The organism is Puia dinghuensis (genome assembly GCF_014642875.1).
Taxonomy (GTDB): Bacteria; Bacteroidota; Bacteroidia; order Chitinophagales; family Chitinophagaceae; genus Puia; species Puia dinghuensis.
In genome coordinates, this window is the sequence record NZ_BMJC01000001.1 from 1,913,036 (window position 1) to 1,936,222 (window position 23,187).

Consider the following 23,187-nt stretch of genomic DNA (forward strand, 5'->3'; position numbering starts at 1 on the left):
CCTGTGGCAAAGCGAGGATTTAGCGCTCCTTCTCAAAGGAGCGAGAATAGCCGTCGACCTCGAATCAGCCGTGGGCGATCTGTGTGTGAATGACTTGTAGGTATTTGCCTTCGGCGATAATGCCTGTCCCTTTGATCATTGCGCTGTCCTGCCAGGTGCCGGTAGTATCGTTGCGGTAACAGGCGGGATAGATGCACAGCCGGAGTCCTGCCGCGGTCTCATCTCGACTTTCCTGAACGAAAAAGTGCATGAGGTGCTGAAAACTGTGTTTCGCCGGCTTGTGTACGATGCCGGCGGCGAAAAGAAAAGCTGGGCGGTCGCCTACCTTCAGTCGTTTTAGTTTCGCAATGCGATGCGGTGGTCGGTTTCGGTTGTAAATTTCCTTTACGCCTTCCCCAATAATGCGGTCGGCTAGTTGTAGGAAGCGCTGGGCGGTCTGTTCATCTAATGGTGTCATACTATGATACACAAGGAGGCAACCGGTTGTGCTGCCGGGTTTTGTGAACTGTGATAAAAAAAATGAATTCGTAAATGTGACAAGTGGAAAAGGATTATTTCCCTTTCCAAGGATGGGTATCGTACCCCTCTACTCCATCGAGTTCGATCTCGATGTCTTGCAAGGATAGCTCCTGATTGACCATTTTGGGTTTTTCCAGGTTCCCGAGGATAATCGGTTCGTCTCCCAGTTCGTCTTCATTGATTACGATGTAATTCAAATCGACGGTAGAATACAAATCATCGATATTTCCATTGTCGAGATGGATGATCACTTTAATTGGCTCGGCTGCCGGCCCGGTTTCCGCAACGCTGCTTGCTGAGGACTGGGGACGTTTGATTTCTTCTAGTTCGTGAACCCATCCTGATTGGCTTGGTCCTCCGCCCAATGTCCAATAACGCCGAAAGGATTTTTCTATGTCCAGGTTTCGAATAACAACGCCCATTTGTAGAATGAGCTGTTCTAATTTTCCAACTTTTGGATCGTTGCTTTGTGTTGCCATTGTTTGTTGTTGAGATTATTAGAAAATGAATGATGCAGAGAATTCTTAGGCTGCCAAGCGTTGCTGGCCCCAGGTGAGATACAGGTTGCCTTTTTCATCGAAGTTTTTCTGTATAAGCATGTCGAGGATATTTAAGTCGAATCCAAATTCCTCGTAGATATCTGAGGTCGTGGTCCGGTTGGTCGTTTTAATGAAGTCGTTGAGCTGTTCTTTGGCCATCAGCAGGGCGGTCAAGTTCATCTCGATGGTGTTCCAGTAGTTCACGTAGTGTATCTCTGTGTGTCCGGCACTGTCAAATCGGATAAACCGAAAGTAGAACTGCGATTCTTTGGGGATGTTCCACTGATGGGATTCTATGATGCATTTGTTGCAAAAGGGGATGTTGACGCTGGACTTCAAGGATTGTTGTGTGGCTACCAGAATGCCGTTTTTGGAGAGCTTAAATTGAAGAAGGGTTTTCTGTCGGGCCGCTACACTCATTTCCCCGTCGATGTAGAAGATTTTGCGGTTTGGAAATTTCACCATCAGAAATTTCACGTATAAATCGGCGGTTTCTTTCAGCGTTGTTCCGATGGTGACGTATTCATTCGGCCATTGGTTGACCAATGCTGCGATCTCCTGGAACTTGTTGGGAAGGGTTGTGCCGGGGTAGTTCTTCATTTTGTGGGGTATGGAGGTCGCTTTGATGAGGACCATCATCTGTCGAACCAGCCGCAACCCTGCTTCTTTCCTTTCGCTGCCGGTTCGAGTGTAGTAGTCGTAGCACACTTTCAGGAAATCTTTCATGAGCAGCGTGTACAAGGATTTCTCGGCGTCGTTTTGCTTGATGTGGTGGACGTGGATGCTGTATTTCTTCTCTCCCACGATCTCCTCAAACTTGCGGGTGATGACGGTTTTGTTGATGAGTTCTTTAAGAATCTCTTCGTTGTAGACATCCTGGTTGTCCTTTTGTATCCCGAATACCGTGCTTTTGAGCGGGCAGAAACAGGACCGGAAGAGCGCGCTACCGACATGGGGTGGGAAAGGCTCTCCTTGCCGTTCGTTTTTCCTTGCCTGTATGTGGCCCTCCTGGTCGATGTGGTAGACGATGGGCGCCTGACAGAGGAAGGCCGAGGAATTGTTGTACAGCAGTTCCAGTTGAGTAAATATTTCGTTGATGGAGTTGCGGGTTGTAGTCCCGGTGGTGAGGAGCTTGTATTTGGCTTTTCGAAAGCTATTGAGGGCGGCGTGGCTTCGCTGGCTGTGTGGATTGGTCAGTTCATCGCTTTCGTCCACCAGCAAAGCTATCTTATAGCTGCAGCGTTTGACGAATTTACGGATATGCCGTTCGAGGGTGACGAGTTGGTCGTAGCTTACGAGCACGATTTGTCCGGGGCGGATGCGGTCGATGTCGCCGATCTTTTTGAGGATCGTAAAATCAAAGCCGTATTTGGCCAGGCGGTCCGCCCAGGTTGCTGTGATGGCCAGGGCGGGTCCGAGGACAAAAAAGTTTTTGACCTTTCCTTGGAGGTATTTTATCCAAAGCATGCCGGCAACGGATTTGCCCCCGCCCTGCTCCCAGGACAGCAACCCATATGGCTTTTGGAAGATCAGCCCCAGATCCAGCTTTTGCATGGTGTTCGGGACGATAATGGGGATGTCGTCGGGTTGAAATAAGAGACCGGGCTGGTAAGGGGGTTGGAGGGTGACCGTGTTTAAAAAATGGTCTATTTCCGGAGAGCGCGCCATCTCGGTGAAGTAGGCATTTTGCAGGGCTAGCTTCTTTCGTTTGCGGGCGATCAACCGGCTAAAACCGGGAATGATGCGCTCGCTTGCGAGGACATCGTGGATGCTTTGGTAAGACTGGTTTTTGAGCAGTTTGGGGTGATAGGCTTTCTCCTTGAACCCGTATTGTGTTTTGACAGTTTTCACTTTCCATTGGACGCGGGGAGGCTGTTGGTTGCGGACAGCCTTTTCGAGATAGGCCAGGATTTTTTCGGGGGTCATTTTCTTGGCATCCCAGGATTCCCAGTCCATGTCTTTAGGCTTTTGCTGTGTTTTCAGCTCGTAGAGCATGATCCGGACTGGGCGGTAATGCTGTTGGTACAGGCGCTTGTTTTCCTGGATGTGCCAAAGGCGTCGCCGGATGCAGTAGTCTACATCTTTTATGCCCGCGTTGTCGGCTGCCTGTTTGCTTCTGTTTTTTACCCGGTTGGCCAGGTATTTTTCAAAAAGTGGCGCCATTATTTTGGCTTGGATCGATTCCGGGTCAAAGTCGGTCCACTGGTCGGGAGTGTAGCTGTCGGGTGCATTGGCGACCCCCATTTTTTGGAATACCATAAATTTGGTATCGATGACCGCGTCAAAGCTGCCTGCGGGTAGTTCGCATTGCAGGACAAAGTTGAAATGCCGGTTAACCCATTCTATTTTCTGTCCATCCTGAAAGCTATCGGCTAAAAAGCTGTCCGGGACGATGAACGCCAGTACGCCGCCGTATTGCAAGAGTTGGTGGGCTTTTTTGAGAAAGGCAAACTGGGAGGTGCCCTGATCGGTGCGGATGTTGAAGGGCGGGTTACCGATGATCAAATCAAGAAACAGACCGGGGTTGTAGTTCAGAAAGTCTTTGTTTTCGAGTTGCGCCTGGGGAAAGCAGTAGCGGCAAACTTCAAAGGCGTCCTCGTCCAACTCGTTCCCGTAGATTTGGGATTCGATGGGGAGATGGTTGAAGAAGCTTCCTTTCCCGCAGGTGATGTCGGCGATCTTCAGGCTATCGGGGGGCTTCAGGGCGGTTACGATAGAGGCGCATAAGGAATCGGGTGTAAAGAATTGGCCTTGTTCGATTTCCTTTTTGGCTTCGGTGTAGGCATGAAAGGAATCGAAGTTTTTCATTTCCAGCCCGTGGAGCCCTCCTTTGCCGGTGAATTCGGAGAAGACCTTTTCGGGGTCGAGATCCTGGGTTATTCCGTGGCGGATCAGGTTCACAATCCGGTGATCGGTTTCTTTGCGCGCTTCGGCCGTTACCGGTCCGGTCTGTGGTTTATATTTCATACATGGATGGTGGTTCGGGATGGAACTATTTTTTCGATCAGGTTTTAGCAGTCGCCGAGCTGGAGGTACGAGAGGTAGAGTTCGTATTCGAGCAGGAGATAGTTGTCGCTGTGGATGGGTTGATAGCCCGGTAACAGATACTGGTGTTGTTGATCTTGGTTGAGTTCTACGAGATAGTACCCTTCGTAATAACCCCATATCGAATGCGCGATGGGGAAATAGGAATGGGCGTCGTCAATGGCTTCCTCTTCTTTGAGGTCCAATTGTTTTTTCTCTTTTTGGAATTGCTGGAATCCTTCTTCGGTGACGAACAGCTTCAGGATGTCTACGGGGTTGCCGCTCTCGATAGTTTTGCAGAAGGTTTCTCGGTCGATCGTTTGTGGAAAATGATGGAAGCGTTCGACGGTAAGCTGAAAACCTTCGTAATCGGGGAAGCGTTCGTTCAATGTTGTAAAAAGACGGATCAAAGCTTCTACCGTCCAGGCCGAGAAGTGGCTGGTTCGAAATTGTATTTTTTCGTCTTTGTCAATTCGAATTTGGTAAGGCATGGAAGTGTCGTTTTTGGCGTGGAAATCGATGAAATGAAAAAGGGGGGATCGGCTGACCACCCCTCTGGAACTTTTGTTGTGCTTTTTAGGCTGCTTTTGGAAGGCGTTCGGCGAAGAGGACTGCCCAGTCGAAAATGTTCTTTTCGGCGTCGGTATCGCCGTTTTCGGATTTACAGTGGAAGTGTTCGGCAGCCGCTTCACCCATGGCCGTCGTGTTGTACTCTCCGGCGCTGTCTTTCCAGCTTTTCTCGTCGCCGCGAATCACCCGGAACCAGTAGCGGTCGACGGCTGTTTGGGTTACGTTCGATTCGGTGAAGGTGGACCGGATGTAGAGATCTACGGCGATGTCTCTTGGATTATAATAGTGCATCGGGAGCCAACTGTCGTATTCGTCCCAAATTTTGTAATTGTTCCGGCCGTCTTTGAAGATGGTGAACCGGTCGTCGATCCTTATTCCCGCATTGTCGTCAACCAACTGGACGATGGCATCGTCTACGAGTGGGCTGTACTTTTTGGCCCAGATGTCCCGTACCTGGTCGGTGTAGTCAGTTTCGACGAAGGTGTTGCCTCCGGAAAGTATTTCTCCGGAATGCTCGTCGTAGTGGACGTGTTTGTGGTTTTTTCCAATCTGTTCGACGACTTCGTAGTTAACCGATGCATCGCGGATGGTGATGGTCAGGGAAGAGCTGTAGCCGCCGTTCCGGTTTCTCACGGACACTTGTCTCGCGTTATAGCCCGCTTTTTTGAGGGCTTCGGTAATAGATTGTTTTGTGCTGTTCATGGTTGTTGTTGCGCCCCTTGGTCGGCTGCGCCCCCGTTTGGTGAATGTTGTTGTGTGTAGATGATGCCTGAGATATGCAGCCTTACTATTCGGCTGGATAGGTAAACCTGTCGTAGCTCTTGATATAGAGTCGGTAGAGTTCTCGTTCTACGGAGAGGAGATCGTCGCTTTCAAAATCCGAGTGACCGTAGATTTGAAACACCTTGCGGTCTTTCGATAGTTCGAAGATGGCCATGACGTCCTGGTAGCACCGTACGACGGTAAGGCCCTTGTGGTCGTACAGGTTATCGATGTGGTAATAAGCTACATCTAGGGGCATGAGGGTAACCGACTGGCAAAAGGCGGCGAATTCGTCTTCGCGGACATAACAATTGATTACGTCTCGCCAATCGTCCGACTGACAGGCTTTTCGAAAAACGCTTCGGGGTATGTCCGGCATGAAACCTGGAGATCGCCGTATGTGAAGCTCATACCCTTGCTCTTCCGGATATTTCTCGTCGAGTCCCCAAAAAAGGGTCTTGATTTCTTCGATGTTGGTGAGGGGCACGGCTTCCAGCCTGATAATGACGCGCTCACCCTGGCAGATGGATATTTCGCAGGCCATTGGCTTGTTGTTAAATGGTGATGAAATGAATAGAGAGCAACCGATCGGAAAGGATTTGTTGCGGGTTCTTAGATCCTAGTCCTCGCTCAGCGGCGCCTTGTCGGTCAATCGCAGGTATAATCGGTAACATTCCCGTTCGGCTGTCGGGAGGTCGTCGGCTTCAAACTGGGTGTCTCCCGGAATGAGAAACCGTAGTTGTTGTTCTCCGAACTGAAGGACCATCCGTCCGTTTTGGTACCCATACCTGCCTGTTAGCGGGTCTTTTCCGGAGCTGGGTTGGAAATTTGTCTCGCTGTCATCCAGTTCAAGTACCTGTTTGGTTGCCCGGAAGGCTTCGAGTTCTTCTTCAAGGATAAACAGATCCAGGATAACTCGCCAGTCGCCTACGATGCAGGCTTTTCGAAGGTCTTCGCGGTTGACAGGAGGCATGTATCGGGGAAATCGGTGGATGAGCAATTCGAATCCGTTGTTTGCCGGAAATTTACCGTTGAGCCAGCCAAAGGCCGTTTTAAGTTGGTCGATTTGCCGAAAGGAGATGATTTCTGTTGACAAAATGTGCTGGTCTCCTTTGTTGATGGATATCTGGAAAGCCATGAACTTGCTGTTAGGTGATTTAAAATGGTTTTTTTGTTCGTCGGTAGGGAGTGGTTCCCTACCATTGTTATTCTTCTAAATCTTCGGGTTTGGTGGATGCAATGCGGTTGTGATAGGGTGGCAGATCTGGATAGCTGGCTAACAACTCGAAAGGACATTTTTGTAGAAAAAAGAGGGTGTTGTTCCTCCAGGTGGCAAAGTGTTCGATGACCGGCCCTTTGCGTTTTCCGAGCTCTCGATAGGAATCGGCTCTGAACGATGTCATGATATCGATACGGACGTTGAAATGTTGGGTGTCCACTAGTTTTGTTGTATCGATTTCAGCAATAAGTTTTGCGAATTCCCTCTTGTTGTAGGCCGCGTCTTCGTCTCTAAAATTGTATCGTTTGGATCGTAGTTGGTCCTTGCTGTCTTTGAACAGATAAACAAGCGTCGTATAGCGGGTGTACTGTATCTTGTTGAGTTTTCCTGTCCGGGGGCTTATGGTTTGGGTGGCGATCCGGTCCCCTAAAAGCGGGTGGGATTCTATCCAGACGTATTTCTTTTTGCGTCTTTTGTCGGTACCGGCGTAGTCTACAAATAAAGCTGTCTCACGGTCTACGTGACCGATGAGTAGGTTTCTCTTGTTCATGTTTACCGAATTGATGTGATGAATTGAAAATACTTGCGGCATTTGCAGGGTTCGTTTCATCTTATTCTTCTGCGGTAAGGCGGTGGGTCCGGGTAATTGGCAAGCTGGTCAAAGGGGCAATTTTTCATGTGCAAGAGGGTTGTGTTCATCCATTCTCCATAGCGTTGTCTCGCTGTACCCTTTCGGTAGGCGAACTCAATATTTGCGTGTCTCTTAAAAGATCGCATGATATCGATGCGGATATTGAACTTTTGGAGGTCGGTAATGGCTTTCGTATTGATTTCTTTGACCAAGCTTGGAAAGACCTTTTTGTTCGTGATTTCATTGTACTTGAAGACAAAGCTTTTGTGTTTCAGTCGCCCCTGGCCGTCTTTAAAGAAATAGATAAAGGACTGGTCGGGTCCATGCTGCTCCTTCCCCGGTTTGCGTGTAACCGGGTCAATTTTAATTGTAACCAATCGGTCGCCGATCCCCAGCATAGTATCAATCCAGCAATATTTGCTTTTCCGAATCTGACCGTTCTGTTTGGTTTTTACTAGATAAGCCGTCTCCCGGTCTACGTGGCCGGTGAGCATGGTTATTTTTTTCATTTCTGCTGAATGGAGGTGAAAAAAAAGGAGCGCCGGTTTTCCCGACACACCCTCTGTGTTTACGTTAGGCTTCCTTCTTTAGCAACTCATTCAATTTTGCCTTTACGGCCTTGGCATACTCACCCTTCCAAGTTTTGGCATTGCCCAAAAAATAGGTAACGATGCTTCTGCCGCTGTCGTCTCCAAAGTTGTCGTCGATCGTTTTCAGGCAAAGCATGGCTTCCACATACGGAACGGCCCCGAAGTACATTGCGGTCCATTGTCGCCTGATGAGGACAGCGATCTGGCAGAGTTCGTCCGGAACGGTGATGGTGTTCGTTGTCGCTGTTTTTTCGATTGTCTGTTCCATTTTTGATTTTTTGTTGTGATGAAAAAGTGGAATAAAAAAAGCCGAGGTCCTTTAACCCCGGCTTGTCTACTGCGTGTTTTTTGATTGTCAGGCAGCCGCTTTCGCAGAATATGACAGATAGTTCTCCTCCCGTGCTTCCCAGGGTATGTAGCCTGCGATTCGTTCAAAGGGACAACTCTCCATGTGGCAGGTTGTGCGGACGGCCCACTCGTGGAATTTCTCCAGTCCGGCTTCCGTTAATTGCGGTCTTTCTGTCGTTGCATAGTCCAGAAACGACCGGTAGATTTCGAGGCGGATGAAGGCCTGTTGTTCTTGGGAAATCTCATGGGGCTGCAACTCTGACAGCAAATCAAGAAACCGTGCCCGATTGATGGAAGGATGCTGGTTGAAATGGTAGGTTTCCTGCCTCAGTTCGCCGGTTCTATCCAGGAATAGGTAGGAGAAGCTACTGTCCAATCCGTATTCAACGGGACCCAGGTCGCCGGTTCTTGATTCGACTGTGCAGGTTCCCAGGCGGTCCCCGATCCCTTGCCTGGTTTGGATCCAATAATATCTCTTGGGTGTATCGAGGGTTGCTTTGACGTCAAAGGCACTGCATAAGGTGGTGTGTCCGGTGAGAATGGTTCTTTTTTTCATCGTATATTTTTTTGAGTATGTGAGCGACGTTGTTGTTAAGCTGCCTTTACAGTTGGCAGCAAGGGCATACTTTCCAGCAGCGGCCCGTAGGCCGGGTAGTCGGCGATTTGATCGAAGGGTACAGTTTCAATTTTGGTGGCCGTTGCAAAAGCCCATTTTTTGTAGCCGTCCTTTGCAGGTTCCTCCATTTTCTGTACCTGGTAGACGGCGTCGTACAAGAGACTTTCGGAGATTTTCCGACGGATATTTGCTTCCTGAGCTTTGGAGAGGAACGCGGGGTCGTACAACTCTATCATCTTTTTGAATAGGTTTTGGTTTTTTGCAGGATCCAATCCAAAATCAAAATCTCCGTGTTTAACCAGGTCCTCCTCGTTGATGTACAGGTAGACGAAGGTGTGGTAGGCGCCGTGGTTGATGTTATTTAAGCGACCTGTTCTGGGATTGAGGGTGACCGAACAACAGCGGTCTCCGCGTTTCTTGTTGGTTTCTACCCAGAAGTATTTCTCGGTCTCGTATTCACCATACGGGTGGTTGTTGATGACATAAGCCGTTTCGAGGTCCGTGTGGCCGTGTAACAATTGAACAATTGCCATAAGAGGATGATTTAATTATTTACAAATTGAATTACTGATGCCGGTAGTAGCCGGCTATGGGCATAAAAAAGGCAGGTGGTTTTTCACTCTGCCTCTTCAATGTATACTGGGTCTTCGGTACTGTCGTACCGTAGGGAGGTCAGTATGGGCCAATTCAGAGGTACTTGAAAATCGGGATAGTTGCCAATGTCTTGGAACGGGCAGTTTTCAATGTGGTTTAGCGTTTTCTGCGTCCATGACCAATCGTCATCGTACTGTTTGCCAGTGAGCATAGTGAGCTCGGCCTTTGCATTGGACAAGAAGACTTCGTAGATCTTTTTCCGAATTGTGTATTGCTGCTCGGAGGAAAGTTGTGCGGGGTCCATTTTTGTCATAAGCTCGACGAACTTTTCTTTATTCGATTTACTGGAGTCGTCAAAGGCGATGGATTCGTCTTGGATCTTTCCTTCCTCGTCAACGTATAAGAAGGCGAGCGCTGCAAATTTCTTGTAGTAGGGTTTGCTTTGTTGGGCGGTATTGGGATATGAAAATACCCAGCCGAGGCGGTCGCCTTTTCCGGGTTTGGTCTCAATCCAGCAGAACCGGGTTGTTTGCTGTTGTCGTTTGTTTTTTTTGATGATCACGATGGCCGTTTTACGGCTGGTGTGTCCGTAGAGGATTTTTGTGATTGCCATATATTTGGTTTATTTGTGGCGAACAAGGGTTTTAAAGGATGTCGTGGCGGCAACTTCCTTTGATATGCCGGGCGGATCCCAGGCTTAGAAGAGGGACTGCTGATCGACCGATGGTCGGGAGGTAGCTTTGCCTTTCTTTCCGAGTTTGACGGCTTTTGCAGAGCGATCTATTGCAAGAGTTTCATCTTCGCCTTCTTTCAACCGCTGTTTTACAACTGCTCTTCGGGTAGTGTAGATCCATCGGCGGAGGTCCAGTAATTTCTGTTGTTCTTCATTCGATAGTTCCTTTGGCGCCTTCATGATTTCCCAGCGATCCTGCTCTAGCATTTCTTCGAGCACTTTACAAGAAAGATGGGTGTAGATATTCACCCAATGATAATCGTCGATGGGGCTGACCATTGACCACGTGTAGATGTAGAGAATGCATTCGACTTCCGTGGCCTGCTGTTCATCCGTTAAGCCCGCTGCGAGTCTTGCCGTGGAGACAAGGTCTACGAACTGTTCCGGCATGGTGTCAGCCCAGGATTCGTTGAAAACAATGATCGGTGCTGACAGTGAATCCGTCAGGTCAAATACGACGTCCCGTTCACCCTTGGGGGCGGTCGGTTCGTTGGATCGCTGAGGTGGATCATCGAAAAGGCATTGCTGGGGGGCGTACACTGTTTTTTTCTTCATGAGTCCTTTTTTTGTGGTGAGTGCCCTTTTTGTTATCCTTTGCCGGGGGAGTGAGAGAGTTGGGTTTCGAGTGTCTTTTGGGGTAGTTGAGCATTCTTCCCATCCCTTCCCCACCCCCCTACAAAGGGATTAACAATATGAAGGGCGAAAAAGCAAAGCACTTGGACTGGAGGCATCCACTTTATCTCCGATGGGCGCCAATGCGGTGGGGCGCGGCTGCTTGGCCCGATGCGAAAAAACGCGCTGCGAAGCGCGCTAGTTTTTTCGCATCGGGGGGAACTACTGCTGGTGCAGGATCTGCCGCTGACGGCAAGCACTGAATCATTTAGCGACCAGCGGTATAAAGGGATGCCTCATTTTGTGCTGCTTTTTTCAGCCCTTCATTGTTAATCCTTTTGTTTTTAATCTTGAAAACTCAACTTGGGACCCTGTTAGCCGCGAGAGCGGCGGCCGGCTGGACTGCTACGCCCGGGTGAACGGACCTGTTTTTAGTACCCCCCTCGGGCAACCTCTACCGCCTCATCGGCAGGTGGCTGCTGAACGGAGCGTCGCAACGATGCCGAATCAGGGTACAGGTGCCGATTTCCCCCTCCTCTCGCCTAGCGTTGAATATCCGGTCGCATTGATGGAAACGGGGGGTCAATGTAGGAGCGGTACGCACGAAATGAGGCAATCGACGGTGGGATGCTGAGTGTGAAAATTTAGAAGTGTCGGATCACGGTATCAATATACCGACTGCCTCATTTGCAGCATTGGAAACTATAATTGAAAATGGAGAAGTCCAAGAAATAAGTGACAATTGGGTATAGGCATTGAAGTGTTAGGTGGTAGTGACAATGGGGTTGTTTGAGCGTATTAGTAGTGCAGTAGCGATTATCTTTTGGCATTGGAAGCAAGCATTCCCGTTGTGCGAGTGGTTAATATTCAGGATTTAAGGACTAAACCCTTTCTCGCATGGATAAATCCTTATATTAAACACGGGAAAAAAGTACCTTCTGTATCAAGCAAACTTTATATCTCTTGCAAATAACCATTACCCCTTACACTGTAGAACGTGGGCGAAGATGTACATGGAATGGCTTCAAAGCGTCAGGAACGCGATAAGTATTCGAATAAATCGGTTCGGGAGATGGTGCAGGGGAGAAAATAGAATGAGAAGTCAGTGAAGGCAAAGCGATCACTACCGGATAGTACCAGCGTAAGGAAGTCCGGTAATGGAGTTATGCCGGCAGCCGATGGAACACCTCCCGTTCATGTTCTACATGGCGACTTAACTCTTGTTCAGTGGGATGCACGGGCGGTAGCGAGAGGCAAAGAGGTGACTTGAGGCGTCGAGCACGCTATAGAGGTTGATTCAGGTGATAAGAGGAGCTGAATTAAGACAATAGTTTCGGGATAAAGAGCAAAGAAAGGGACGCCTCAATTTCTTAGAGGCATCCCATTGTTTTCCTTCGTAAATAAAGAGGGGAATTGTGGGACGTGGATGAGAGTTGACACTTTACGTGTACAACTTAAAGATTTTACCTGAGGTTCAGCAATAGTTGGACAGAATGGGCCTTCAAACTGATCAAGTAGGAATAGGAAGATGTGAAAATCGGCTTTTTAGAGACGATGGCGACAGCTTCTATGATTAACTATTGGCATCGATAAATCGCAACTTTCCCTTCTGAATTTCCCGGGACAATTCTTCTTCGGAGGGTAGTACGAATTTATAGCGGGAAGCGAATAGATGTTTATTTTCTTCCATGACGCTATACTTGACGAGGGTGTCGTCTTTTTCCGCGCAGAGAATGATGCCAATTGTTGGGTTGTCTCCGGGTATTTTTTTCAATGCTTCAAACATTCGTACATACATATCCATTTGACCGATGTCCTGGTGGCTTAGAGAACCCAATTTGAGTTCCAGTAAAATGAAGGCCTTTAAAATAAAATTGTAAAACACGAGGTCAATATAATATTGACGGGTATCCGTCTTTATGCAGTATTGTCGAGCGACAAAGGCGAACCCTTTGCCGAGTTCGAGCAGAAATTGGTGAATGTTGCTTAGAATCGCGGATTCGAGTTGGCTTTCAGAGAACCCTGCAGGGATGTCCAGGCCGAGAAAATCCAAGATATAGGGATCTTTGATGAAGTCGCCAGGAGACATGGTGCTTTGGGTGTCTGCTGCTGGAGCACCCGTGAGTGGGGCGTTGGATGACCTGGCAGGAGATGGCAGCGTTTGGCTGGTAACGATCCTTTCGTAGTAGCCTGATTGAATGTTGCGCTCCAACAGCCGGATACTCCACGTTTGGTCAGCAGCTTCGGCAAGATAGTAAGACCTTGCAGAGTCGTTTTCGATGCGTAACAGGAGTTTATAGTGCGACCACGTCAATTCTGGTCGGAGGGTTTCCCGGGTTGGAAAAGCGAAAAAGAGTTGACGCATTCTACGCAACTCTCGTTCATCCAAATTCTTGTCAATTTCCCGGGTCAGTTTTTCGGCGAGTGTCTTTAGCTGGGAACCGCCGTATTGGGCTTTTTTTTGACCGTTCTGCTCCTCCTGAACGATGCGTCGGCCTATTTCCCAGTAAGCGTCTATCATGGCACGATTGACCAGGGTGAAGGCTTGGGCCCGGGCTTTAGTCCAGATAGCGGTGATATCTCGTATTAAAAGGTGGGTGGAATCCATGATTGGAGATTTGGGAGGCTGTACCAATTCGGGTAACAGTGTTACCCGAATTGTAAACAGCAGGATTTCAGCGTCTTATGTTTTTTGGAATGGGTGGTTTGGGAGGTGGTGGCACAGGCAGGCGTCCCAATAGATGGGTAGGAAGACCGAGCTTGGGGCGGTTATCGGATTTGAATTCTTCCCCTCGTGGCTTGCGTTCAAATTTGGAGGTGCGAAATCGGTCCAGTTCGGCTTCCGGGTTGTATTCATATGGGTCCTTAGGGTCGTAAAAAGGATCTTGCTGGGGGTTTTTTTTGAGATCGTTTTCCGGGTCCCGGTCGCGTTGAAACTGGCCATAAAGTCGCGCCCATACAGGGAGGTTGTTTTCTAATTCGTCTGCAGTGGTTAGTCGAGTATACGCATCTGCCGGCAGGATGAGGTTGGAGGGATCATCAATACGGTAGCTTTTGCGGTGTTTTGCGTGGATAAAGGAGACATCTCCCTTTTCCATATGGGTCTGAAGATAAAGGAGAGTCAGGTTTTCGGTGTCAGGAAAATAGCGGTATTGGAAGTTGAACGTTATTGAGTCTAAGCCTTCATTGAATGTTCCTCGGAGCGCCATGATAAAGGTGGCGGATGATTGATCATTTAATGACGCTTGGGAGGTAGCGAATTCGATGGCTTGTCGGAATTCGTTCAACCACATGCCAAGTTGGGCAGGTGTTTTGAAATTAGAATCGAGGTATCCTTTTTCTGTCAAGAGCTCGATATGATCTTCGAAAGTACGGTAGGTTCTGTCCATGGGAATGCCTATTTAAGTTCCTACGGTTATTAAATAGCTTTTTAGACTGGTTGAAGATTGCGGGACTTTAAGGGAGCAGTCTTGATATTTTGCAGGATTTGCCGGGCTGCGGACCTGTCTTTTACTAAGTCGAAGGCGTCTACCTTGCCATTTTCATCCCGGAATTCGAGGTTAATAGTTCGGTTTTGTTGATCATAGGCAAGCTTAATGATCAGGCCTTTTTCCTGGCCGTCGGGTAGTTGCAGCGTTATGAAGGCCTCTTTTCCGTCGTTCAAATCGTTCAGCAATAATTCGCGGGTCGTGGGAATGCCCATTTCTTTGATGGGCAAGGAAGCCAACTGCTGCTCAAGATTAAACGGTAAAGTATCGATGTAAGAGCCATCACGGCTAATGAGGAACCAGTCAACTTTTCCTTTGATGTTTTTGTGAACTGGGTGACCGTGAACGAGATCTCTGGCTTCTGTGGCGTTGAATTGAATTTTATCAGACGTTCGAAGCAACAAAGAAGGCTGTATTTTCTGGTCGGTATAGTGAGTTCCTGTATCCCGTCGGCTGGCCTCCAAGCCAGCGAAATAGTAGGTGTCGGAGCCAGGTTTTTTTTTGAAGTGAAGCAGGTAGTTGGTATCGGAATTTCTAGTTTCGGGGGTGCGGAAGCTGAATTCATCGGGTCCGTAAGCCATCCTCGCTTTGAGGGGGCCTTCCAGTTGATTCACAAATCCATATTCGTTTAGTGTCTGTTGCAAATCGGCGGCGTTCAGGTCAATTGTGGTTCTTTTCGCGATATCTTTCATAATGCGATTGATAGCATTGTAATACTGCTGCCGTCCTCGTAAGAAATTGACTATCCACCTAAGGGGTTGAGCATAAAGGAGGGTTTGGAGAAATGTGGGATTTTGATAATAACGGACCTTCCGTAGTTCATGGCGGGCATATTTGAGGCTGAGTTTTTCGGAACTATCTAGTTCTCGATCTCTTCGAAATCCTTGCACAACGCCGGATAGATGGCGACGCCTGAGCTCTAACGCTTTCGGACTGAGACTGCTATAGTCGGCATTTTCTACTCCAAATCGGGCCTCGTCATCTACATGCAATGCGACCGCGTTGAGTACGCGATTTTGAAATCGTTGTAAATCAGGTTCGTATGCCATGACATTGTGTTTATAGTTTCCGGGCTTTCAATATTGTTTTATTCCTGACAAATAAGGTAAGTGACCGGCCTCCGTTCTTTTCATAGGACTCGACGATAAATTGCTTGCCTCCAGCCAGGGTGAATGTAGGGACGGCAATGACATGGACGATCGATGAATCACCGGATATGGTAGTGTTTCCGTCCTCATAAACTGGGAGAATCTCTTTCTCCTGCACGGATGTACGTTTCGATTTTACGCGATCGCGGATATACAGCCGAAGGAAGTTCATATTGTAATCAATATTGGAGTGGTTGCGGAGCTGAAAACGGAAGAACATCATTGAGCCAGCTATGCAAACATTGTCCAAACGGATGGACATTTTATTGCGGTTGTCGACGGGTCCGTGATGGGAGGCTGGCAGGTCTTTGACGCGGTCGACAAAAGCCTGCATATCAACTGTGTTGACAGGTTCGTTTGAAAGTAGGATGATCGATTGGCCATTAGGCGGTACCGGGTAGCTAAGGGTGGATAGATTGTATGTAGAGGAAACGCTGTCGGTATAGATAACGTCGAAAGTGAATATTTTCCCATCTTCAGTAAACACGTGGAGATTGGTAATGGGGAAATTCTTTCGAGCGGCCTTGATTTTAAGGACATTTTCTGCGCCGGGTTGCTTCTGTGCGATGATGTCGCGATCTCCCCGGTCGACTGGTTTCACCGGGGCGGCGAATACCAGTACCGTCGTGGTATTGTAGCCAACGGGTAGAAGGTAGTGCGGGATCAGAGTGCTGGGCGGCAGCGGCAGAGCAGATTGTTGAGCATGAAGAGTGGATAGAGAGACCAAAAAAGCGAAGAGGAAAGTGGTGATGGAAGGTTTCATGACGAACGTATTTGTGGTGAGTGAAGAGGAAGTTTACCGAAGGGGGCCGTTAGGTTTCAGGATAGCCAGGTGGTCGGCTTTCAGGGTAGCTTTGACGATCGAAATTTTCCGGCTGAGAAGGTTGCGGGCGGTTTGGATGCCGGCAGCGGCGGCCTGAGCACCAAGAGAAGGGTCAAGAGTGCCGATACTGACACCACTTACCCCTTGGCTCATGTTCTGTTTGACGATGTCCCGTGTGATCATTCCTGGAACGTAAAGGCCTTCGAGACCATCTACTCCATCATAGACTTTGAGGGAGATGGGATAAATACGGCCGTCATAGATCGCATTCGTTAGCTCTATGGATACCCTTTCGCCGGTGATGGATGCCGGACCGTAAATGAAGGTATTTGCCGGGATTTTCTGCCCGCCGACGTATATGGGTTGTAAAAGGCGGAGTTTGACGGTAGAGCCTGTTTGGATGAGCTGATCCGTGTGGACGACTGCCTGGATAGCGGGAGAACTCGTGCTGGCGGCTGAGGAGTCCGGGCCGTCAGAGAGACCAAAAAAGCCGTTTTGGTTTTCTGTAGCCGCCGGTTGCGCCATGCTGTCGGTAGGAGCGGTTGGGCTCACCTCTACGGCCATAGGACGAGTGGAAGTGGCTGCGGGTATTGCCGGGGGGTGCAGACGGTTAGGATCTTGTAAGTCTTTGATCTGGTCGAGAATTTGTTTGACCTGGGCGAGTTGCGGACTTGTGGCAGTGTCTGCGTGCTGGATGACCTGCATCAGTCGCTCGAGTTTAGCAATTTGCGGGGATTGGTCAGTAGTGGGATATGAAGGAAGAGCATATGGACTTTTTCTTTCTGCGTCGGCTGCGCCAGGACTGCCGATTGCACTGTAAATACGCTGGAGGCGATCATTCACCTTGCGTTCGTTTTCTTCCGGGGTTGCCGGTAATCCTGCCGGGGCTCGATTGCTTATGACCTGGGGCTGAAGGAAACCGGGGGTTTTGACGGGGCTTTGAGTTGGGGTCGCTGTCGAGGCCTGATCTTTGGAATAAGGGTCTTTGGCGCGTTCCTGGTTCTGTTTGATCGAGTCCTGTTCGGCCTTCATATAGATTTCCAGCTTGTTTTTCTCGCCGGTGGGCACATTGGGAGAGGGTAGCTCAGTATTAAAAGCTGAGCCGGGGGTCAGTTTGGAGACTTGCGTTTTATGTGGGTGCAGTAGCAGGACAATGATGGCGCTGACGATGGCAACAGGTACGAGGAATAGTCCTGCGGCAACCAGCATACGCTTTTTTTTGGGAATAGGAGATGATTGTGGCATGGAAGTATATTATTTGGTGATGGAATCGTGGTGATCAGGATTGATAGGGACTGCGTTTGAGCCGTTTATCGGCAATTGATGCGCAATAGAGTCAGGAAGTCGGAGGATGTTTGGATGGGATTTGGATGGTTGAGTAAGGTAGCTTGGGGATTTAGACGGAAGGAACAAGCCGTTATATAGGGAGTTCATGGCGAGGATACCGGCTATCAGGCAGAACAGGGTGATGGTCGCTTTTTTCGCCGGTAGGGACATTTTTTGTTCCCAGCAGCTAAGCTTGGAGGCCCATCTTCGCAATACTAGCTTAAAAAGTTGCCTAACGGCACTCGGTTCTGCAGTCGGGGGTTGGGGTTTGGGTTTCTTTTTGAAAAGGAACATAAGTTATCCAATGAAAGGTTATTGGGAGATGTACGGCAGAAACAGCAGTTGTGGTAAACAAGCAATAGGAGGTCTGTTATCTTTTTTCAACCGAGAGGTCTCTGTTGTCAGCTACTTTCCATCGTTCGATAAGCATGCCATGCGGATTTTTGGTGCTGACACCATTGAGGATCCGGAGGTATCCTTCCGTAATGAGTGAGCGGGTCAGGATGCTGGTGGGTCTGGCGATACGGAGTTTGCCGAAGTATTTGAAGTAGTAAGGATTATGGTTGAGGTCCACGGCGATGCTGTCGTATTCCTCTACCTCCTGGCTGATGTTGTTGGAGATGATGCGGGCATAGTACCCGTCTTCCTCCAGACTTTTGAACTCGCGGAAAGCACTAGAATCTGCGAGGTACATGGCGGCGGTAAGATGCCGGCGGTTGATTTCCTCATCGGGTTGGAGACTATAGAAGTAATAATGAAACATTTTGACATGGTCGCGAATCTCTACGGCAAGGCTGTCATGGCGTTCTACGGCCTGAGCTTCGAGGAGTTTGCCGTCGCTGAGGACGTAAATTCGCTGTTGGCCTTTTTGAAGGGCGGATGTGGTTCGATGGACGGTGTAGAGACAGATGACGACTGTTCCAACGAGGAAGGCGATTGCGAATACCCGGATGAATTGAAAAGCGGTGTCGATATTTTTGAATTGCTGGAACATGGAAGATATTTTGGGGAGAAGGGAAAAGACTAGCCCGATATTTTATCGCGGTTGTATTGATATGGGTCGTAGGGCTGGCCTTTGGAGTTGGTTTCGAAAACATCGCTGCCGGACTTGCCGCCGCCGCCAGTCAATCCGCTGGCCATTGCTGCCCCTCCGGCTCCGCCGCTGACCACAGTGACGGCCGCACCGGCTGCCTTGTTGGCAAGGGCGGTAATTTTTTGATTTAGGGGGTTGGGAAGGTGAGAGTGGACGATGTAATTGGCCAATCCTGGTACAGTTGTATAGGCGACGACGCCGATGACTAGAAAAATGAGATAGGCAATATCGGTAGCGGAAAAAAGGCTGATGTCACCGGTTTGCGCCCTCGTAAGGTCGATTTGGAGCATGTTGATCTGAATTTGGGCCAGAATGGCTCCCAACAGGTTACTGATCGGTAGCCAGAGATAGATATTGATATATTTGCCCAGCCAGTGAGTCAGGGATGTCTGGAAACCGTCGTAGCAGGCAAAGGCGAAGGCGAATGGCCCTAGAATAGCCAAAACAATGAGATGGAATACCCGGATGGTGTCAATACACAGTGATGCGGCGAAATACAGGACTTGAAGGATGATGGATAGGAGAAAGCGAAACGCGAAGCGGAGGTAGAGCTCAACACTGCCGGCGAGAAATTTGAAGCCGCTCCCGATGGCATCCCAAAGGCTTCCGCCGCTCGAGTTGGTGGTGGCATCGGGTTGGGTATACTTATCCCAACCTGGCTGATTAGTCTGTGGGCTGGGAGTGAACAGAATTGAGGCGGGACCCATGACCTTACGCGCCTCAATGGCGAGCAAGGTGTTCACTGCGTCGTTGGAATTCTGAACCATAGCGGCGGTTGCCGTTACCGTTGGGGACAAAATTCCGTTGATAAGTGCGAGCACGTTGGGATACATCCCGATCAGCAGAACCATGACGAAAGGTCGGAAAAGGGGAAAGAAGTCAATAGGCTCCGCCCGGGCAAGGTGCTTCCATACCCGTACACCGATATAAAAGATGCATCCGAGGCCGGCAATTGCCTGGCAGACTTGGATGAGATTAGCGCACATGGGGATCATCTGGTTGTATACGTTGTTCAGAACGTCGTGGAGCTCGCTAACACCGCTACTGACCTGTGCGTGGGCAAGGGCGGGGATGAACATCAGACCGAGGATGGATAAGAGGGAAATCGCTTTGCGGAACATAGTGAATAGTTATTGGCCGATGAGGGATTGTAGATTGTTGATATCGTGGACCTTTTGTTGTCGTTGGGTGCCTATGGCGGCGGCTTTCCCGTTGAACACGCGCAAAAAGGTGAGCTTGTCCTGCATATCGGCGTAGATATGGTCAATGGTGGTCAGCCTTTCCGCGTCGCTTGCCCGTAGCTGGTCGTCAGTTAGTATCATTGCCAAGGCATCGAGGTTGTCTAAGGATTTATTGAAGAGATTTGTGTATACGGTAGACAAGTAGTTGAGTTCTGTGGTAGAAAATTGGCCGCTGTTGGTAAAGGTTTTGAACGCGTTTTTGTATTCACTGACCAGGGAGGCTTGGCAGGCAATGATGTCGGCAACGCGGACGTAGTTTTTGACCGTAGGGCTAACCAATAGAAGGTTGTTTAGGTAGGTGGCGTGTAAGTTGAAATTGCCCTCGGCGAGGCTCTTAATAGTATTGTAGCCGCCTGTCAGGATCTCATACCCTTTGTACATTTCAGACAGGATACTTTTCATTTGGGCCAGTTTTGCAATGTCCAGGGCGAGTTGTTCGAGTTCCTGCAACTGAGCATGGCTTCTGGAAGGAATGGCCATGGTAAGTATGCCGACCAGAAGGAGTGTTTGTAATCGTTTCATGGGATAATTAATTTTTTTAGGTCTTGAAGATTGGTTCTTTGTTGGGAACGTTGGTTACTTTCTGTCATGACGCGACTAGAGAAAGTGCGGAGGAAACTGTATTTGTCGGATACCTCTTTATAGAGGCGGTCAATCCTTGCCATTCGGTCATCGTCTGTCATTTGCCTATCGCCATCTGACAGTAAGCTGGTGAGTTCATCGATGTCCTTTTCGGTCAGGGTCTTCAGATTGCCGAATACAGCATCCAGGTATTGGAGATCGGTGGAGGAGAAATTTCCGGAAGAGGCTGCTTGTTGCAGGCTGGATTGACAGCCGAAAACAAGTTGTACTTGCATGGCGAGGATGTCGGCAACTTTGCTCCAATTCTTAATGGAGGGGTTGACGTCCTTAAGGGAGTTGAAAAAAAGGCTATGTAGGTCGAAGTCTCCTTTTTTTATATCGCCGATCGTTGTCAGTCCCTTTTGGACAATAGAATATCCCTGCTTCAGCTCCTGCAGATACACCTCCAGTTTGCCAAGTTGCTCGATCATAGTGCCAATGAGGCCCTGAGCACCGGCCTTTTGAACCGGAAGGCACAAGGCGAACGCCAGAAGGAATGGGAGGATGAGAACTCGCGGTTTTGGAAATTTAGCGCTTATCATACATGGAGGGTATTGCGGGTGATTGGTGCTGTGGTGATGGAATTATAGAGTTCACGGGCCTGTTGGAAGCGGTGTTCGGTTAGGATATTGTATATTTCCCGGGAGTCGGGGAGCCGGCGAGTGTCAGTCAGCAGGAATATCTTTTGGTTTTCCCACTGTCGTTTACCTGCGAGATCGGTTGGATTGAGCAGCGCGGTAATGCCGCGCAGACGAAGGGTGTCGTTGACGGGATTATAATCCATGTTGAATTTGAATTGGATGCGATCGTTTTCGGTATAGGATGCAGTTGGAAAAGACATGGTGAAATTTTTGGGAGATCTGGTATTGGAAGACCTTAGCAACATAACGGCGTGGGCCTTGCGAAAGCGCTCCGCTATAAATCCGGGCTGTTCACGGAAGCCCAGTACCTCTTCCGTATAATTTCTTTTGTGGCAGAGTTCAATGATCTCTTCCAAAGGATAATAAGGATTCGGTATTGGGTTTGCACGGGTAGTGTTCTGTTGCTCGGTCACTGGCATAGGAAGTAATCGGTTGGTCCTTGTTAGCGTTTAATGTTTTTGCTCTTTCTGCCGGCTTCCTTTTGAGTCTTTATCTTTTCGAGTAGTTCTTTTTCCCGAATGGTAAATAGCTCTTGGTAAACCTTGGCGGCCGGGGGCAAGTCTCTGGATGGATGGCCCGGAATCGAATAGGTTTTCTCCAACTGATCGTTCATGGTTGCTTTTAGGGACGTCATTCGCAGTGCAATCCTGGATGGGTCATAGGCGTAGGAGAAATCAAATTGGATTTTGTCTTTCGTCTTTGAGCCGTTTTGTCTTTTGAGTGAGAAATAGCCAGTCATTTGTAACTGAAATTCTTCGATGCGGTAATGTTCAACGTTGGTTGTGTAGGCCTGTTTAAAGGCGGCGTGGAGTTGTTTCAGAAACAGTCCATTCTCAGACCACGAGTCGATCATTTTTTCGGAATAGTTCTTCAAGAAGAGGTTGGCCTTGTGCTCTTCGAAGATTTTTGTAAATAGGGTCTTTACTTCCATCTCTTAGTTGGCTTGCGAGCGCTACGATTCTAGTTGGAAATGCCATAGAGACTTTTGATGGCATTGAGCTCCTGGAGGCTTCTGGAACGTTGTAAGCTGATTTGGATGTTTTGGTTGTTGAAGTTTCGCAGGTCGCCGGTGTCTCGTTCAATATCGAGTGAGGCCTGTTTGATCATTTTTAATCGGGCGGCATCGGTCATCTGGAGGGAGAAGTTGGTCAGAACCATTATGATTTGGTCGAGGGATTTGACGCTTTCGGAAATGATACCCGAGTATACGTTGCCTATATAGGTGAGTTCGGCGGTGGAAAAATGGTTGTCTAGTTTGATCAGTGCAAATGCTTTCTTGTATTCGGAGACCAATTGGCTTTGTTGGTCTATAATTCCGGTGATCTCGTGGAAATAGGATATTGCCGTTTTTACCTTTTTCAGTTCGTCAAAATACTCGGTATAGATGTCTTTGAACTGTTCTTCCCAATCGCCGATCTCACCCAATTTCAGCTTGGACAACTCGTTCTCTACCTCCTTTTGGGCATTTTGGAGCTCGAGGGTAGCGTTTTGCACTTTTTGAACGGCGACATCGGCAGCAACTATAATTTCTCTGAGGATATCGGTGAATTGTGCCTGGCTCTTTACTGTGGGGGCGGACGAAAGGGTCGTGGCGAATAAGAGTAAGGCAAGAGTCCGTTTCATATAAAATATTTTTAGGTGTCGAGATGTAATGGAAATCTTATTCAATGCGCTCATAAAGCAGTCCATCGGCATTGACCGTATATTCGCCCGGGACAAAGAAGAGCTCCGGTCTACCGGTTGTGTTCGAGAGTATGTGGGTATCGGGATCATAGTGTCCTGTCCAGCGGGAGTTGACGAAAGCAGGCGGGTAAAAGTTGGGGTCGATAATTCGCTGAAAGCTGGAAATGCGTGTAACGTTAAAGAAGTATGGGTCAGTAGAATGGTGTGATATGATTAATGTATCCCATGCCCTGAACAAGTGACCCTTCTCCCAGGTGGCGTAAGTGCCAGTGATAAACCCTTTGCGGAGGGATGGAACTATGGGACTTTGGTGACAGGCAATAACGATCAATGCGAATAGGAGGACCAAAGCTCTTTTCATAGCGA

General features: G+C 48.7%; 27 protein-coding genes. All 27 read right to left on the reverse strand.

Annotation, left to right across the window (positions count from 1 at the left end; all coding sequences use genetic code 11):
- Positions 1 to 64 precede the first annotated feature (64 nt).
- Positions 65 to 457 carry a hypothetical protein gene (locus tag IEY39_RS07755; RefSeq protein ID WP_188930124.1) on the reverse strand — a complete coding sequence of 131 codons (393 nt, stop codon included), beginning with the start codon at positions 455 to 457 and terminating at the stop codon, positions 65 to 67.
- Positions 458 to 551: 94 nt separating this feature from the next.
- Positions 552 to 998, reverse strand: coding sequence for a hypothetical protein (locus IEY39_RS07760; RefSeq protein WP_188930125.1), 447 nt, complete (start codon positions 996 to 998; stop codon positions 552 to 554).
- 45 nt (positions 999 to 1,043) lie between these two features.
- Positions 1,044 to 4,025: a helicase-related protein gene (locus IEY39_RS07765; protein ID WP_188930129.1), complete on the reverse strand. Its 2,982-nt coding sequence runs from the start codon at positions 4,023 to 4,025 to the stop codon at positions 1,044 to 1,046.
- Positions 4,026 to 4,069: 44 nt separating this feature from the next.
- The gene (locus tag IEY39_RS07770; RefSeq protein WP_188930130.1) at positions 4,070 to 4,573 is read right to left on the reverse strand and encodes a hypothetical protein; all 504 of its coding nucleotides are present in this window, start codon (positions 4,571 to 4,573) and stop codon (positions 4,070 to 4,072) included.
- A gap of 85 nt (positions 4,574 to 4,658) precedes the next feature.
- On the reverse strand, positions 4,659 to 5,354 hold the full coding sequence (locus IEY39_RS07775; protein WP_188930132.1) for a hypothetical protein: 696 nt from the start codon (positions 5,352 to 5,354) through the stop codon (positions 4,659 to 4,661).
- Positions 5,355 to 5,439: 85 nt separating this feature from the next.
- Positions 5,440 to 5,958, reverse strand: a complete 519-nt coding sequence (locus IEY39_RS07780) for a hypothetical protein (RefSeq protein ID WP_188930134.1) — start codon at positions 5,956 to 5,958, stop codon at positions 5,440 to 5,442.
- Between the two features lie 75 nt (positions 5,959 to 6,033).
- Positions 6,034 to 6,552 carry a hypothetical protein gene (locus IEY39_RS07785; protein WP_188930136.1) on the reverse strand — a complete coding sequence of 173 codons (519 nt, stop codon included), beginning with the start codon at positions 6,550 to 6,552 and terminating at the stop codon, positions 6,034 to 6,036.
- A gap of 67 nt (positions 6,553 to 6,619) precedes the next feature.
- Positions 6,620 to 7,183, reverse strand: coding sequence for a hypothetical protein (locus IEY39_RS07790; protein WP_188930138.1), 564 nt, complete (start codon positions 7,181 to 7,183; stop codon positions 6,620 to 6,622).
- A gap of 56 nt (positions 7,184 to 7,239) precedes the next feature.
- Positions 7,240 to 7,773, reverse strand: coding sequence for a hypothetical protein (locus IEY39_RS07795; RefSeq protein ID WP_188930140.1), 534 nt, complete (start codon positions 7,771 to 7,773; stop codon positions 7,240 to 7,242).
- A 64-nt stretch (positions 7,774 to 7,837) separates the two neighbouring features.
- The gene (locus tag IEY39_RS07800; RefSeq protein WP_229688816.1) at positions 7,838 to 8,122 is read right to left on the reverse strand and encodes a hypothetical protein; all 285 of its coding nucleotides are present in this window, start codon (positions 8,120 to 8,122) and stop codon (positions 7,838 to 7,840) included.
- Positions 8,123 to 8,209: 87 nt separating this feature from the next.
- Positions 8,210 to 8,758, reverse strand: a complete 549-nt coding sequence (locus IEY39_RS07805; RefSeq protein WP_188930142.1) for a hypothetical protein — start codon at positions 8,756 to 8,758, stop codon at positions 8,210 to 8,212.
- A gap of 35 nt (positions 8,759 to 8,793) precedes the next feature.
- Positions 8,794 to 9,351 carry a hypothetical protein gene (locus tag IEY39_RS07810; RefSeq protein ID WP_188930144.1) on the reverse strand — a complete coding sequence of 186 codons (558 nt, stop codon included), beginning with the start codon at positions 9,349 to 9,351 and terminating at the stop codon, positions 8,794 to 8,796.
- A gap of 83 nt (positions 9,352 to 9,434) precedes the next feature.
- Positions 9,435 to 10,025, reverse strand: a complete 591-nt coding sequence (locus tag IEY39_RS07815; protein ID WP_188930146.1) for a hypothetical protein — start codon at positions 10,023 to 10,025, stop codon at positions 9,435 to 9,437.
- Positions 10,026 to 10,109: 84 nt separating this feature from the next.
- Positions 10,110 to 10,700 (reverse strand): hypothetical protein, encoded by a 591-nt coding sequence (locus tag IEY39_RS07820; protein WP_188930148.1) that lies wholly within the window; start codon positions 10,698 to 10,700, stop codon positions 10,110 to 10,112.
- Positions 10,701 to 12,330: 1,630 nt separating this feature from the next.
- A complete protein-coding gene (locus IEY39_RS07825; RefSeq protein ID WP_188930150.1) occupies positions 12,331 to 13,365 on the reverse strand; it encodes a PDDEXK nuclease domain-containing protein in 1,035 nt (344 codons plus the stop codon).
- Between the two features lie 67 nt (positions 13,366 to 13,432).
- Positions 13,433 to 14,146, reverse strand: a complete 714-nt coding sequence (locus tag IEY39_RS07830; protein WP_188930151.1) for a hypothetical protein — start codon at positions 14,144 to 14,146, stop codon at positions 13,433 to 13,435.
- Positions 14,147 to 14,187: 41 nt separating this feature from the next.
- A complete protein-coding gene (locus IEY39_RS07835; protein WP_188930153.1) occupies positions 14,188 to 15,294 on the reverse strand; it encodes a hypothetical protein in 1,107 nt (368 codons plus the stop codon).
- 10 nt (positions 15,295 to 15,304) lie between these two features.
- Positions 15,305 to 16,156: a conjugative transposon protein TraN gene (traN, locus tag IEY39_RS07840; RefSeq protein WP_188930155.1), complete on the reverse strand. Its 852-nt coding sequence runs from the start codon at positions 16,154 to 16,156 to the stop codon at positions 15,305 to 15,307.
- 33 nt (positions 16,157 to 16,189) lie between these two features.
- A complete protein-coding gene (traM, locus tag IEY39_RS07845) occupies positions 16,190 to 17,425 on the reverse strand; it encodes a conjugative transposon protein TraM (protein WP_188930157.1) in 1,236 nt (411 codons plus the stop codon).
- A gap of 487 nt (positions 17,426 to 17,912) precedes the next feature.
- Positions 17,913 to 18,536 carry a conjugative transposon protein TraK gene (gene traK / locus IEY39_RS07850; RefSeq protein ID WP_188930159.1) on the reverse strand — a complete coding sequence of 208 codons (624 nt, stop codon included), beginning with the start codon at positions 18,534 to 18,536 and terminating at the stop codon, positions 17,913 to 17,915.
- A 29-nt stretch (positions 18,537 to 18,565) separates the two neighbouring features.
- Positions 18,566 to 19,756, reverse strand: a complete 1,191-nt coding sequence (traJ, locus tag IEY39_RS07855; RefSeq protein WP_188930161.1) for a conjugative transposon protein TraJ — start codon at positions 19,754 to 19,756, stop codon at positions 18,566 to 18,568.
- A 9-nt stretch (positions 19,757 to 19,765) separates the two neighbouring features.
- The gene (locus tag IEY39_RS07860; protein WP_188930163.1) at positions 19,766 to 20,398 is read right to left on the reverse strand and encodes a TerB family tellurite resistance protein; all 633 of its coding nucleotides are present in this window, start codon (positions 20,396 to 20,398) and stop codon (positions 19,766 to 19,768) included.
- Positions 20,395 to 21,039: a hypothetical protein gene (locus tag IEY39_RS07865; protein ID WP_188930165.1), complete on the reverse strand. Its 645-nt coding sequence runs from the start codon at positions 21,037 to 21,039 to the stop codon at positions 20,395 to 20,397. The genes IEY39_RS07860 and IEY39_RS07865 overlap by 4 nt, the downstream gene beginning before the upstream one ends.
- On the reverse strand, positions 21,036 to 21,338 hold the full coding sequence (locus IEY39_RS07870; protein ID WP_188930167.1) for a hypothetical protein: 303 nt from the start codon (positions 21,336 to 21,338) through the stop codon (positions 21,036 to 21,038). Before IEY39_RS07870 ends, IEY39_RS07865 begins: the two co-directional genes overlap by 4 nt.
- A gap of 242 nt (positions 21,339 to 21,580) precedes the next feature.
- On the reverse strand, positions 21,581 to 22,069 hold the full coding sequence (locus tag IEY39_RS07875; protein WP_188930169.1) for a hypothetical protein: 489 nt from the start codon (positions 22,067 to 22,069) through the stop codon (positions 21,581 to 21,583).
- A 29-nt stretch (positions 22,070 to 22,098) separates the two neighbouring features.
- Positions 22,099 to 22,761, reverse strand: coding sequence for a conjugal transfer protein TraI (locus IEY39_RS07880; RefSeq protein WP_188930171.1), 663 nt, complete (start codon positions 22,759 to 22,761; stop codon positions 22,099 to 22,101).
- A gap of 37 nt (positions 22,762 to 22,798) precedes the next feature.
- Positions 22,799 to 23,182, reverse strand: coding sequence for a hypothetical protein (locus IEY39_RS07885; RefSeq protein ID WP_188930173.1), 384 nt, complete (start codon positions 23,180 to 23,182; stop codon positions 22,799 to 22,801).
- Positions 23,183 to 23,187: the final 5 nt, after the last annotated feature.

Bases quoted from the DNA above. Each gene is read 5' to 3' on its own strand.
- IEY39_RS07875 (WP_188930169.1), bottom strand. From the start codon at position 22,069: ATGGAAGTAAAGACCCTATTTACAAAAATCTTCGAAGAGCACAAGGCC.
- IEY39_RS07815 (WP_188930146.1), bottom strand. From the start codon at position 10,025: ATGGCAATCACAAAAATCCTCTACGGACACACCAGCCGTAAAACGGCC.
- IEY39_RS07820 (WP_188930148.1), bottom strand. From the start codon at position 10,700: ATGAAGAAAAAAACAGTGTACGCCCCCCAGCAATGCCTTTTCGATGAT.
- IEY39_RS07830 (WP_188930151.1), bottom strand. From the start codon at position 14,146: ATGGACAGAACCTACCGTACTTTCGAAGATCATATCGAGCTCTTGACA.
- IEY39_RS07760 (WP_188930125.1), bottom strand. From the start codon at position 998: ATGGCAACACAAAGCAACGATCCAAAAGTTGGAAAATTAGAACAGCTC.
- IEY39_RS07765 (WP_188930129.1), bottom strand. From the start codon at position 4,025: ATGAAATATAAACCACAGACCGGACCGGTAACGGCCGAAGCGCGCAAA.
- traJ (WP_188930161.1), bottom strand. From the start codon at position 19,756: ATGTTCCGCAAAGCGATTTCCCTCTTATCCATCCTCGGTCTGATGTTC.
- IEY39_RS07885 (WP_188930173.1), bottom strand. From the start codon at position 23,182: ATGAAAAGAGCTTTGGTCCTCCTATTCGCATTGATCGTTATTGCCTGT.
- IEY39_RS07865 (WP_188930165.1), bottom strand. From the start codon at position 21,039: ATGATAAGCGCTAAATTTCCAAAACCGCGAGTTCTCATCCTCCCATTC.
- IEY39_RS07825 (WP_188930150.1), bottom strand. From the start codon at position 13,365: ATGGATTCCACCCACCTTTTAATACGAGATATCACCGCTATCTGGACT.
- IEY39_RS07790 (WP_188930138.1), bottom strand. From the start codon at position 7,183: ATGAACAAGAGAAACCTACTCATCGGTCACGTAGACCGTGAGACAGCT.
- IEY39_RS07810 (WP_188930144.1), bottom strand. From the start codon at position 9,351: ATGGCAATTGTTCAATTGTTACACGGCCACACGGACCTCGAAACGGCT.
- IEY39_RS07775 (WP_188930132.1), bottom strand. From the start codon at position 5,354: ATGAACAGCACAAAACAATCTATTACCGAAGCCCTCAAAAAAGCGGGC.
- IEY39_RS07780 (WP_188930134.1), bottom strand. From the start codon at position 5,958: ATGGCCTGCGAAATATCCATCTGCCAGGGTGAGCGCGTCATTATCAGG.
- traN (WP_188930155.1), bottom strand. From the start codon at position 16,156: ATGAAACCTTCCATCACCACTTTCCTCTTCGCTTTTTTGGTCTCTCTA.
- IEY39_RS07805 (WP_188930142.1), bottom strand. From the start codon at position 8,758: ATGAAAAAAAGAACCATTCTCACCGGACACACCACCTTATGCAGTGCC.
- traM (WP_188930157.1), bottom strand. From the start codon at position 17,425: ATGCTGGTTGCCGCAGGACTATTCCTCGTACCTGTTGCCATCGTCAGC.
- IEY39_RS07870 (WP_188930167.1), bottom strand. From the start codon at position 21,338: ATGTCTTTTCCAACTGCATCCTATACCGAAAACGATCGCATCCAATTC.
- IEY39_RS07785 (WP_188930136.1), bottom strand. From the start codon at position 6,552: ATGGCTTTCCAGATATCCATCAACAAAGGAGACCAGCACATTTTGTCA.
- IEY39_RS07860 (WP_188930163.1), bottom strand. From the start codon at position 20,398: ATGAAACGATTACAAACACTCCTTCTGGTCGGCATACTTACCATGGCC.
- IEY39_RS07880 (WP_188930171.1), bottom strand. From the start codon at position 22,761: ATGAAACGGACTCTTGCCTTACTCTTATTCGCCACGACCCTTTCGTCC.
- traK (WP_188930159.1), bottom strand. From the start codon at position 18,536: ATGTTCCAGCAATTCAAAAATATCGACACCGCTTTTCAATTCATCCGG.
- IEY39_RS07835 (WP_188930153.1), bottom strand. From the start codon at position 15,294: ATGGCATACGAACCTGATTTACAACGATTTCAAAATCGCGTACTCAAC.
- IEY39_RS07770 (WP_188930130.1), bottom strand. From the start codon at position 4,573: ATGCCTTACCAAATTCGAATTGACAAAGACGAAAAAATACAATTTCGA.
- IEY39_RS07755 (WP_188930124.1), bottom strand. From the start codon at position 457: ATGACACCATTAGATGAACAGACCGCCCAGCGCTTCCTACAACTAGCC.
- IEY39_RS07795 (WP_188930140.1), bottom strand. From the start codon at position 7,773: ATGAAAAAAATAACCATGCTCACCGGCCACGTAGACCGGGAGACGGCT.
- IEY39_RS07800 (WP_229688816.1), bottom strand. From the start codon at position 8,122: ATGGAACAGACAATCGAAAAAACAGCGACAACGAACACCATCACCGTT.